Below are 12,318 nucleotides of genomic sequence, written 5' to 3' on the forward strand. Positions count from 1 at the left end.
TCGTCATGCTGTGTTTGCTTGTTTTTTTAAGCTGAAACTGTGGGTAGGTCAACCTGTAAATTATCAATCAAACGGGTTTGCCCTAACCAAGCTGCCATTAAGATGACCGCTTTTTGACTTATATTGCTCAATGGAGCAAGAGTTTCGGCATCACGAATAAATAGCTCATCAGGGGTAAAACCTGCTTGGCGAAGCGAATCATCGATTTCTTGGATAATTGCTTCAACGTTGTCAGGGGCTGCAATTAGCTTCTCTGCCGCCTGTTGCATAATGCTATATAGTTGTGGTGCTATTTTGAGTTCACTTGCTGATAGATTGTTATTTCTTGAACTCAATGCAAGCCCATTTTTCGCTCTGACGGTAGGCACAGAGACAATTTGTATATCAAAAGAAAGGTCACTCACCATTTTGCGAATTAGCTGTAATTGCTGGAAATCTTTTTCACCAAAAAACGCTAAATCAGGTTGGACTAAATTAAACAGTTTGGTAACGACTGTTGATACACCGCGAAAATGCCCAGGGCGACTCGCACCTTCAAGTATTGATGATAATTCAGGCACTTCAACAAAGGTTTGTTGCGCCATTCCTTCAGGGTAAACATCTTTCACAGAAGGGGCAAAAACGAGATTGATATCGCGACGTTTCAGCTTTTCACAATCCTCTTGCAAGGTTCGAGGGTAATTGGCTAAATCGGATTGGCGATCAAACTGCATAGGGTTAACGAAAATGCTGACAATTACAATATCAGCTTGTTGTTTCGCTTCATCAATTAAAGCTAAATGTCCATCATGCAGGTTGCCCATGGTTGGTACAAGAGCGATACGTTTACCTTCTAGCTTCCAGCGGCGGATCTCACGGCGAAGAATGGGAGATGTTTCGACGATAAGCATAGATGAATTCCTTATTATTGAGCCGTAATAAAATTATTCAAAAGAATGATCTTCACTAGGGTAGATCCCTGCTTCAACTTCTTGAATATACAGTTTAACTGCATCTTGAATATTGCCTGCTTGAGCAAGGAAGTTCTTGGCAAACTTAGGAGGGCGGGCCGTAATGCCTAATGCATCATGCATGACGAGAATTTGCCCATCAGTACCATTGCCTGCACCGATACCAATAACCGGAAGGAGTAGTTCTTCTGTAATATTATTGGCTAGTGAGGTAGGAACACACTCAAGAACCAAAAGCTGTATTCCCGCATTTTCTAGCGCAATGGCATCTTTCATGAGTTGGTTGGCGGTAACCTCATCGCGACCTTGTACTTTATAGCCACCAAGAACGTTGACGGCTTGTGGCGTTAGCCCTAAATGCCCACATACGGGAACGGAACGTTCACACAGCATTTTGACGGTATCGCATAGCCAGCAACCCCCTTCAAGTTTTACCATGTTTGCACCAGCCTGCATCAGAATAGCGGCATTAGCACAAGCTTGTTCAGGGGTGGCATAACTCATAAAAGGCATATCAGCGATAATAAATGCGTCTGGTGCACCTTTGCGTACACAGCGAGTGTGATAAGCGATTTGCTCTACGGTAACAGGGAGGGTGCTAGATTCGCCTTGTATGGTCATACCAAGGGAGTCACCGACGAGCATGACTTGGATACCTTGCTCTGCAAATAGCTGAGCGAAGCTGGCATCGTAAGCCGTCATGGTAGCAAATTTGTGTTTGTCTTTTTTAAACTGACCCAGAGTAGCCAGAGAAATTGGTTTCATTATAATAACCTCCGGAAAAGATCCCACTGACGACCCCTCCTGTTTAGGAGGTTCACTGTTTAGGTTGTAATATCCCAAAGGGTGAGGCCATTACGTGGGACGAGTGTGAGCCTTTCTGATAGCGGTTCGCCATCAGGAAAAATCAGATCAGGGGCAATGTCATTGAGCGGGTATAACATAAATTCCCGCTCTTTTAGCCCATAATGAGGTACGGTCAATCGTGGGGTATTAATAATATGATTGCCGAAAAGCATAATGTCGAGATCGAGCGTTCTAGGGCCCCAACGCTCAGCTTTGCGAACTCGACCAAGCTCCAGCTCAATGCGTTGTGTATGATCAAGCAACGCTTCTGGCTCAAGCTCAGTTTCAAGTGCAACCGCCATATTAAGAAAATCGTTTTGATCTTGTGGCCCCAGCGGTTTACTACGATAGATCGAAGAGGTGTTGACTATACGGCTGTTTGGGAGCGCATTTAACGCATCAATAGCCTGTTGAGCCTGTTTCAATGGCTCGCCAAGGTTACTGCCAATAACAATATAGACCAACTCCATTCTATGACCCCTGATTTTTATTTGGTTTATGGGCGCTTGATGATGACTTGCGTGGGCGATGGCGTTTACGCACTGGCGCACTACCTAGCTCAGCTATCATCTCACGCTGCTTAGTATTATTGGAACGCTGATACTCATCCCACCAGACAGCAAGCTCTTGAAGCTCATTTCTCCGTTCAACATTGGCCCTTAATTCTAATAAATCAAATGCAGCACGGAACTTTGGATGCTCCATTAATTTATTCGCGCGACGCCCTTGGCGGCGAGGAAGGCGTAATTGCAATTGCCAAATATCACGCATGGTGGTGGTGATACGTTTAGGTATCGCAATCGAACGGCACTGCTCATCAAGTATGTCATTCATCGCCAGTGCGAAAGCATCATAGTAGGCAAGCCCACCTTCTTGAGACAGCTTTTCTGCATGCTCCGTAACGGGATACCATAACATGACTGCAAATAAAAATGCAGGATTAACCCGTTTATCATTTTTGAGCCTAAAGTCAGTATTTTTGAGTACCTGATCAATGATTTTTTCCATTGGCGAATCATTGTTATTGGTAAAGCGACTACTGATAACCGGAAACAGTTGCTCAAATAAGTGGTACTCTTTTAGCATGTTATAGGTTGCATAACCTTGACCCGCTTGTAGCAGTTTCAGTGACTCTTCAAATAGCCTTGCTGAAGGAATTTCGCGCAATAGCGGTGCCAGACGTTGGATTGGTTGCGCCGTATTTGGCTCAATACGCATATCCAATTTACAGGCGAAACGCACCGCACGTAGCATGCGAACAGGATCTTCGCGATAACGAGTCTCTGGGTCACCAATAAGGCGAATAATGCCCGCTTTAAGATCGTTTAAGCCGCCCACATAGTCACGAACAGAGAAGTCATCAATGTTGTAGTAAAGGCTATTGACGGTAAAGTCACGGCGGATTGCGTCTTCTTCGATAGAGCCGAAAATATTATCCCGTAGCAACATGCCATTTTTGGCTTGCTGGGAGCGGTTTTTATCTTCCGACTCAATTTGGTCATGGTGACCGCGGAAAGTGGCAACTTCAATGACCTCTGGCCCGAACATAATGTGGGCGAGACGGAATCGACGACCGACTAGCCGGCAGTTACGAAATAGTTTGCGGATCTGCTCAGGCGTTGCATTAGTTGTAATATCAAAATCTTTGGGTTTTTTACCAAGGAGTAAGTCACGTACACCACCGCCAACGAGGTAGGCCTCATAGCCATTTTTATTTAAGCGATAAAGTACCTTCAGTGCATTATCACTAATATCACTACGTGAAATAGTATGCTCTGAACGAGGAATTACAGTGATATTTTCATCTGTTTCAGTCGTCATTGTCTCTGATTTCTCTGCCTGAATACCGGCACGTTTGGACTGACGAACCGTGGTTTTTGTTTGTTTAGCGTTCTGTTCTACGGACTGAGCTGTCGCAGTGTCAGAATAAGTGACTGGCCTTTCACCGGCTGCCTGTGCGTCACGCGTGTCCTTGTCATTTCGCGATAAAATATTACGGCAGAAATTTGCTACTCGGTTAAAAATAGTACACCTCGATATCATTACGAATATTCATTAAACAAAATAAGCGGCTAATCATAGCTTACTGGCCTTTCTTTGAGAATGCTTAAACGCATAAAAGTCATATTCAGTCATAAGCATTGTCAATAATATCATGAGATGGGATCGCCGCTAGCTGCCATTTATCCGTTGCGGTTTTTAAAATCTCATCGGTACTCAAATCACGCCAGTGCTGGATTGGCGGTTGATTCAGTAATGTTAGTGCATGGCATATTACTGGGCGAGGATCCGTCATCGGCAGTGCTGTGGCATGATTTTGCTTTGATAGCTTATTATTATCATGATTTAGGATCAGCGGTAAATGGGCATAATCAGGAACAGGCAATGAAAGGTGGTGATATAACGAAATTTGCTGTGAGGTGGTAGGGATTAGGTCTGCGCCTCTCATCACTTCAGTGACATTTTGATAATGATCATCAACAACAGCGACTAAATTATAAGCAAACAAACCATCTTTACGATGAATAATAATATCTTCTTCAGCGACATTGGCTGGTGTCACAATTTCGCCTCTGAGCCTATCTGTAAATTGATAAACGGGGTGAGTTTGTTTTAATCGAATAGCCGCTTGATGGTCTGGAAGATGGAGGTTGCGACAATGACCATCGTAATGCCCTTGCAACGCTTTGATACGTTGCCGTGAGCAAGTGCAGTAGTAACTTTTGCCTTGTTGGCGAAGGTCATCTAATGCAGCACGGTAGGCATCATGACGTTTTGATTGGTACAGTACCTGATCATCCCAATATAAGCCGTAATGCGCTAACGTTTTTAGAATATTATCAGCCGCGCCGGGAACTTCCCTTGGGGGATCAATATCATCAATACGCACCAGCCATTTACCTTTTTGCGAGCGTGCTTGCAAATAGCTACCTAGGGCGGTGACGAGTGAACCAAAGTGAAGGTTACCTGATGGAGATGGTGCAAAGCGACCAATATAGGGTGAAGTGGAGGTGCTCATTACTAGATTTCCTTATAACGGCGCAAGGTTAGTGCGCCGTTAAGGACTCCATAATCAGTGATTAGCCAGCCATTTGCTTTTCGCGAATTTCTGCTAATGTTTTACAGTCGATACACAAATCAGCGGTAGGGCGGGCTTCCAAACGACGGATGCCGATTTCCACACCACAAGATTCGCAGAAGCCAAAATCGTCTTCTTCGACTTTCTTCAGTGTTTTCTCGATTTTCTTAATCAACTTACGTTCACGGTCCCGGTTGCGTAATTCAAGGCTGAATTCCTCTTCCTGGGCTGCCCGATCAACAGGATCTGGAAAGTTAGCTGCCTCATCTTGCATATGAGTAACTGTCCGGTCTACTTCATCCCTGAGTTGATTGCGCCATGCTTCGAGAATGAGCTTAAAATGCGCCAACTGGGCTTCGTTCATGTACTCTTCGCCAGCTTTTTCATGATAGGGTTCAACCCCAGCAATGGCGAGAATGCTTAAGGACGATGTCTTACGTTTTTGCCCTTCTTGCATAATGCTTCTCCTACACACGCAAATTTCACAAAACCCCAAAGGGGGGAAAAATTAAGGTCGCTATAAATAGCAGAAGAGTGCCCTCTTGGCAATCGTTCATGCAATGAGTTTTGTAATGCTGTGAAGGCGCGCGTGTTTATTCCTTTTTAAGCCTCCAGAACCCATGCGTCTTCGCTTTGAGCAGCGAATAAACTATCATTATTTGATAGGTGTAAACTTAATTTTTTTACCCAATAGCATTTTTTGCGTATTGATATCTACTTGATAACACAGTACTTCAACACCATTTTCGATAGCTTCTTTCAAAAGTGTGGCATATTGCTTATCAATATGGGCTGCTGCCGAGACCTCGTAGATCCCCGTATGCAAAACTGCAAACAACAGTATGGCTTTTTTTCCTTCTTTAGCAATTGTTGTTAGCTCTCGTAAATGCTTTTGTCCGCGTTCAGTCACAGCATCGGGAAAATAGCCATGGTTATTTTCCAATAACGTGACAGATTTTACTTCGATAAAACAATCGGGTAGCCCATCTCCAGATAAAAAGAAATCAATCCGGCTATTTTCAGAACCGTATTTCATCTCAGGCTTTATTACACTATATTCGGATAATTCTGGAATGGTTTTTTGCGCCAACGCCTCGGCAATGATCTGATTAGCTCGTAATGTATTGATACAAATTAGATGATTTTGTGACGTTTGTGTCACTTCCCAACTGTGTGGGTACTTGCGTTTTGAGTTATTCGATGTTGAATACCAAATTTTATCTCCGGGCGTTGCACAGCCAGTCATCGCCCCCGTATTGGCACAGTGGATAGTCATGACTTCACCGTCAGGTGTAACGACATCCGCTAAAAAGCGCTTGTAGCGTTTGATCAGTGTGGCTGGTTGTAACGGGGGAATAAACTCCATATTGTCTCCGCAATCAGTATTCAGGAAATAAGCAGCAATGCTACAATCTTTGCCTGAAAATGTTAAATACCATTGGAGTTATCAGCCGCGTGTTACCGATTTATGACGTTAGTGATTCCTTACTTACGGCCTTACAGCAATCTCCGCAAGTGTTATTACATGCCCCTACAGGGGCGGGTAAATCAACCGTTTTACCTCGGCTAATATTAGAAAGTGGGGTGATTGACGGACGTATTATCATGTTGGAGCCGAGACGAATTGCGGCTCGTAGCGTCGCTAAACGGTTAGCCGAGCAGCTAGGCGAAGATATCGGTAACACGGTAGGGTTGCGCATGCGCTCTGAAAGCCGAGTTAGTGTAAACACACGTATCGAAGTGGTGACTGAAGGGGTTTTGACTCGCATGTTGCAAGATGATCCGATGTTAGAAGGGGTCGGTTTAGTCATTCTTGATGAGTTTCATGAACGCAGTTTACAAGCGGATTTAGGTTTGGCGCTACTGCTTGATACTCAGCAGGCACTGCGTGATGATTTAAAAATCTTGTTGATGTCGGCCACATTGGATGATCAAGGGCTGGTGGCTCTATTCCCTGATGCCCCCGTGATCGTATCCGAAGGGCGTGCCTATCCTGTCGAAAGGCATTTTTACCCCATCAATGCGAATAAATTATTCCACAAAGAGGTGGCAAATGCGGTTTGGCGATTACTTCAACAAGAAAGTGGCTCGCTATTGCTTTTTCTACCCGGTGCGGGGGAAATCGAGCGAACACGCTCAGAGCTAGCTTCTATGGTTAGTGAGGACATACTTTTATGCCCAATGTATGGGGCACTATCAATAAAAGAGCAGCAGCAAGCCATTCAGCCTGCCCCTGAAGGCAAACGTAAAGTCGTTTTAGCGACCAATATTGCAGAAACTAGCTTAACGATTGAAGGCATTCGCTTAGTTGTTGACAGCGGTTTTGAACGAGTAGGCTTATTTAATCCTCGCACTGGACTAACAAAACTGGTTAAACAGCGTATTAGCCAAGCGTCCATGCAGCAGCGGGCTGGGCGAGCAGGACGGTTAGAAGCCGGTATTTGTTGGCATTTATTCAGTCAAGAGCAAGCGGAAAGAGCTGCACAATTTAGTGAAGCTGAAATATTACACAGTGATTTAAGTTCGTTATGGTTATCCCTGTTGCAGTGGGGATGCCAAGCGGTGGAGCAGCTTCAATGGTTAAACCTGCCACCACAACCCGCAATAGCCGCAGCGAAAGAGTTGCTGAGTCGACTTGGGGCGATTGATCAACACGGCAAGCTAACTCCGCTTGGAAGAGGAGTCGCAGAACTCGGAAGTTCAGTGCGCACTGCCGCCGTGTTGTACAAGGCCTTGCAAAGTCAAAATAATGAAGTGATTAAATTAGCGGCGTTATTAGTGGCAATATTAGAAGAGCCTCCACGACAAGCTCACAGTGATATTTATTATTATTTGGATAAGCCTACAGAGAGTTGGTGCAAACGTGCCACTTTATTATGTGGTTATCCGGTCACAGCAGCAGTTGGCAGAAACGTCTCGCTAATAAGTGAGTGGTTACCTACTTTATTAGCGAGCGGTTTTCCAGACCGTATCGCGAAAAGTCGAGATCATCAAAGCCGCTATCAGTTAGCAAGTGGATTAGGGGCATCGTTAGATGAAAATGACGCGTTGTTAGGAAATGAGTGGCTAATCGCTCCAACACTTTGGCAACCTGAAACCTCAGCAGATGCCAAAATAAGTCTAGCAACCCCTATTGAGATCGCTAGCTTGCAGGCGGCTTGTCCTGATTTGTTTTATCAGCAGGAAACCGTCGAGTGGGATGAACAAAAAGGCACTTTAATTGCTTGGCGACGGTTGCAATGTGGGCAATTGGTTGTTCGCTCTGAAAGATTAACCCATCCTGATAGACAACAAATTAAACAGGCATTGTTACATTGGCTAAGGCAAAATGGATTAGAAAGTTTAAATTGGAGCCCGTTTGCACAGCAGTTTCGGATCCGTTGCCAATTGGCTCAACGTTGGTTTGCTGATACCACTTTACCAGATGTGGCTGATGAGGCTTTGTTGGCTTCCTTAGAAGCTTGGCTTGCGCCTTACTTAGATGGAATAACTCACCGTAAGCAACTTCAAGAAATCAATGTCGGGGAGCTGCTGATGCATCGTTTAGATTGGGAGCAACAAAAATGGTTAAAAGAGGCTTTACCGACGGACTATTTAGCGGGTTCGGGGAGTCGTGTAAGCATTCACTACTCTTTAGATAAGCCCCCGATGATAGAGATCCGCATGCAGGAGATGTATGGGCAGACATCGAACCCAACGGTTGCTCATGGCAAAGTCGTTGTGGCGGTTGCTTTGTTATCACCTGCGATGCGCCCATTACAGATCACCCAAGACTTAGGGGCTTTTTGGCAGGGCAGCTATCGAGAAATACAAAAAGAGATGAAAGGTCGCTACCCAAAACATTTATGGCCAGATGATCCTGCTAATACGCAACCTACCAATAAAACTAAAAAAGCGATGAATACCGAGGGGCGTTAAATAGAAGCGAATGAAAAAACAGGCGAGATATACACGAAACACACCGTGAAAAAGCATCATCAGTCAATTTGAGCCTTCTAATTTTTTGTTGGTATGGATAAGGTGCGCTAGCAACTCAATCCAGATATGGGTCGTGATAGAAGGTCTAACTGAGAGCGTTTTTATCTTGCGTTGTTATGCTATGTCTCAGACATGGCATGAGTTTCACTGTCTGTCAGTAAATCGATGTAAATATCTGCATAACGTAACAGAAAAAAGTTATAGCTAGCTTCAGGCATTTTTTATCCACTCATTGCGCGACAAAATTGATATGGATCCTACACGCTCTATTTGATATGGAATAATAGAGTAAATTTTAAAAATTACTTTAAATATTAATTGGTTAATTGAGTGTTACGTGTATGCGTGTTTTTAGTTGGAAAGTAAAGTATCACGGATAAAAATATTCAATTTTATTAATTGCTTATAGGGTTTATTTTGTTTTTTTGCCGTGTTGGTATGTCATTGGCAGTTTTTGAGATAAAATTTAGCGATGCAAATGATGTGCAGACAAAGATAAGTGCGTAACAAGGCTATTTTATGCTCTAATAGATGTCCGTGGTGATGGAGTGATATTATTTGCTGCGTAAGGTAATGAAATGTAATTAAGAGCTTTCTTCTGTGAACGCTTTGACATTTTAAGTCAGAATCAAGGATAGTACGTTAAGAATGTAGGTGATATGGAGCGACCATGTCCGGTAAAGATTTTGAACCTATTGGTAGACGTAAAAATACGTCGACGAAAAAAAAGCAGTCTCATTCACGCCGCCGCCGTGATGACTATGATTATGATGAAAAATTATTTGATGACGATGATATTGATGAGCAAGACCTCGATGATGAAGAGGACGAGCTAATGGCGAAGAACAAAAATAACAAAGGTAACAAAAATCGTAAGCCAAAAAGCCGATGGCGCTGGTTTTGGTTATTGGTCAAAATTTTTATTGTCTTTGCTGTATTGCTTGGAGCCTATGCTTTTTATTTAAACCAGCAAATCAAAGAACGCCTTGATGGCAAGGTTTGGGATTTACCTGCGGCAGTGTATGGCCGGATGGTTAACCTTGAACCGGGAATGGATTATAGCCAAGCTGAAATGATCCGCTTACTGGAAGGTATGCAATACCGTAAAGTGACGAAAATTACTAGCTCAGGTGAGTTTTCCGTTAAAGGCAACACGATTGAAATATTACGGCGTCCATTTAATTTCCCTGATCAGAAAGAAGGGAAAATATTGGCGCGCATGGTGTTTGACCAAGGGATCTTAACTAAAATTGAAAATATGGAAAATGGCCGTTCATTTGGCTTCTTCCGGTTAGACCCTAAACTGATCACCATGATGCAGTCGGCGAATAATGAACAGCGCTTAGTTTTACCGTTGTCAGACTTCCCTGAATCGCTAGTGAAAATTTTGATAGAGACCGAAGACCGTAACTTCTATGAACATGATGGGGTGAGTCTTTACTCTATTGGTCGAGCGGTTGTCGCTAACTTATCGGCGGGCAAATCTGTGCAAGGGGGAAGTACCCTGACGCAACAGTTAGTTAAAAACTTATTTTTAACGAATGAGAAGACATTCAGGCGCAAAGCGAATGAAGCCATTATGGCGCTCTTGCTAGATTACAACTATAGCAAAGACCGTATCCTTGAATTGTACCTCAATGAAGTGTTCTTAGGGCAAAACGGGAACGATGAAATTCGTGGCTTCCCATTAGCGAGCCTCTATTATTTTGGTCGCCCTATTAATGAATTAAGCCTAGACCAACAAGCGTTATTAGTTGGAATGGTTCAAGGTGCCACAAAGAATAATCCGTGGACGCAGCCAGAAAATGCGATTAAACGTCGTAATATCGTGTTGAAAATACTAGAAACACGCAATGTTATCGATAATGAAATGTATCAAGTGCTTAGCGCGCGTCCTTTAGGAGTAAAACCAAGAGAAGGGCTTGTCGCCTCTCAGCCTGCTTTTATGCAGATGGTTCGTCAGGAATTAAATGAAAAACTGGGCGATAAAGTTAAAGAGCTTTCTGGCGCAAAAATCTTTACGACTCTTGACCCCGTAGCACAAACTGCGGCTGAAAATGCGGTGGAATCAGGTGTGGCTCAGCTACGAGCAGATCGCAAACTGAATGATATTGAAGGGGCGATGGTCGTGGTTGACCGCATTAACGGTGAAGTTAGAGCGATGGTGGGTGGCTCACAGCCACAATATTCCGGTTTCAACCGTGCGCTCAATGCGCGTCGTAATATTGGTTCATTGGCGAAGCCACCGGTTTATTTAGCGGCATTGAATGAGCCTGATCGTTTCCGCCTGAATACATGGCTAAAAGATGAACCATTATCCGTTAAGGTGGGGAATCAAGTCTGGAGGCCAAGAAACTATAGCCGCAATTTTACAGGGGGAATGATGTTGGTTGATGCATTAGCGAAATCACAGAATATCCCAACGGTAAACTTAGGGCTAGAAGTTGGGCTGGATCAGATAGTTAATATCTTTGTGCGCCTAGGTGCGCCAGCGAGTGCGATGGAAAAAGTTCCCGCAATGCTACTTGGTGCGGTTAACTTAACACCGGCTGAAGTGGCGCAAATCTACCAAACCATTGGTGGTAATGGTAACCGCGCTAAACTTTCTGCATTACGCTCTGTTATTGATGGCAATGGCACTGAAATTTATCAAAGCTATCCATCCGCTGAGCGTGCAATACCGTCACAAGCGGCTTATTTAACGCTCTATGGTATGCAGCAAGTGGTGCAACAAGGTACTGGGCGAGTACTGCTGAAGAAATATGGCAAATATAATTTAGCGGGTAAAACGGGAACAACCAATGACTTGCGTGATAGCTGGTATGCAGGTATTGATGGTAAAGAAATCGCCATTGTCTGGATTGGTCGTGATAATAATGGGCCAACACAGTTAACGGGCTCTACCGGTGCATTGCGTGTGTATCAGCGTTATTTGGATAATCAAACACCATTGGCGTTGATTAATCGTCAGCCTGAAGGGATTGTGGATATGAAAGTGATGCCTGATGGTCAATTTAACTGTTCAGACTTTGGTGGCGGACGCGTATTGCCGATTTGGACTGAGGCGCCAGACGCATTATGCCAATCATCCGCACAGCAAGAGCCAGTTTGGGATTTAAATAACAACGCTCAACCGGCCCAAGAAGACGCACCAGATTGGGTGAAGGAAATGTTCGGTAATAATTAATTAGTACCGTAAAATGAAAATGCCCCGTGAGTATCAACTCGCGGGGCATTTTTTATAGGCGGAGCTTATACGATCAACACTTGAAATAACAGCAGACTGTTTGCATCGCTATAAATATTTTCACTACTTATCCAATTGGGATATGCCGTTTTAATTCCCCACTTTTTATTGTTTCAGCACTTGTTCCCAATGCTTTGACGGGTTCAACTTGTGAAATTGTAAGTTGTGCTCTAATCGCTTTAACATTAATGAGGAAACGCTAGTCGCGACAAAATGAG

At 43.9% G+C, this 12,318-nt stretch carries 9 protein-coding genes and 1 pseudogene; 2 read left to right on the top strand and 8 right to left on the bottom strand.

Going from position 1 to position 12,318, the window contains the following annotated elements:
* Window positions 1-26 precede the first annotated feature (26 nt).
* The 7 genes from panC to sfsA all read right to left on the bottom strand — a co-directional run bounded on the left by panC (window position 27) and on the right by sfsA (window position 6,241).
* Window positions 27-890, bottom strand: a complete 864-nt coding sequence (panC, locus tag M1E93_RS05415) for a pantoate--beta-alanine ligase (RefSeq protein ID WP_004922538.1) — start codon at window positions 888-890, stop codon at window positions 27-29.
* A 33-nt stretch (window positions 891-923) separates the two neighbouring features.
* The gene (panB, locus tag M1E93_RS05420; protein WP_014656572.1) at window positions 924-1,715 is read right to left on the bottom strand and encodes a 3-methyl-2-oxobutanoate hydroxymethyltransferase; all 792 of its coding nucleotides are present in this window, start codon (window positions 1,713-1,715) and stop codon (window positions 924-926) included.
* A gap of 59 nt (window positions 1,716-1,774) precedes the next feature.
* The gene (gene folK, locus M1E93_RS05425; RefSeq protein ID WP_004922531.1) at window positions 1,775-2,266 is read right to left on the bottom strand and encodes a 2-amino-4-hydroxy-6-hydroxymethyldihydropteridine diphosphokinase; all 492 of its coding nucleotides are present in this window, start codon (window positions 2,264-2,266) and stop codon (window positions 1,775-1,777) included.
* 1 nt (window position 2,267) lies between these two features.
* Window positions 2,268-3,839: a polynucleotide adenylyltransferase PcnB gene (gene pcnB, locus M1E93_RS05430; protein ID WP_004922527.1), complete on the bottom strand. Its 1,572-nt coding sequence runs from the start codon at window positions 3,837-3,839 to the stop codon at window positions 2,268-2,270.
* An 85-nt stretch (window positions 3,840-3,924) separates the two neighbouring features.
* A complete protein-coding gene (gene gluQRS / locus M1E93_RS05435) occupies window positions 3,925-4,815 on the bottom strand; it encodes a tRNA glutamyl-Q(34) synthetase GluQRS (protein WP_004922525.1) in 891 nt (296 codons plus the stop codon).
* A gap of 61 nt (window positions 4,816-4,876) precedes the next feature.
* On the bottom strand, window positions 4,877-5,332 hold the full coding sequence (dksA, locus tag M1E93_RS05440) for an RNA polymerase-binding protein DksA (protein WP_004922522.1): 456 nt from the start codon (window positions 5,330-5,332) through the stop codon (window positions 4,877-4,879).
* Window positions 5,333-5,530: 198 nt separating this feature from the next.
* Window positions 5,531-6,241, bottom strand: a complete 711-nt coding sequence (sfsA, locus tag M1E93_RS05445) for a DNA/RNA nuclease SfsA (protein ID WP_004922520.1) — start codon at window positions 6,239-6,241, stop codon at window positions 5,531-5,533.
* A 59-nt stretch (window positions 6,242-6,300) separates the two neighbouring features.
* Here sfsA and hrpB point away from each other — a divergent pair, with 59 nt between their 5' ends.
* Entirely contained in the window at window positions 6,301-8,793 is a 2,493-nt protein-coding gene (gene hrpB, locus M1E93_RS05450; protein ID WP_014656569.1) for an ATP-dependent helicase HrpB, read from the top strand.
* Window positions 8,794-9,523: 730 nt separating this feature from the next.
* Window positions 9,524-12,040 (top strand): bifunctional glycosyl transferase/transpeptidase, encoded by a 2,517-nt coding sequence (gene mrcB, locus M1E93_RS05455; RefSeq protein WP_392503894.1) that lies wholly within the window; start codon window positions 9,524-9,526, stop codon window positions 12,038-12,040.
* Window positions 12,041-12,170: 130 nt separating this feature from the next.
* Here the strand turns inward: mrcB and M1E93_RS05460 are convergent.
* Window positions 12,171-12,293, bottom strand: a pseudogene (locus M1E93_RS05460) (NadS family protein); the annotation flags it as partial.
* Between the last annotated feature and the right edge of the window lie 25 nt (window positions 12,294-12,318).

Source organism: Providencia sp. PROV272 (assembly GCF_049901975.1).
Taxonomy (GTDB): domain Bacteria; phylum Pseudomonadota; class Gammaproteobacteria; order Enterobacterales; family Enterobacteriaceae; genus Providencia; species Providencia stuartii.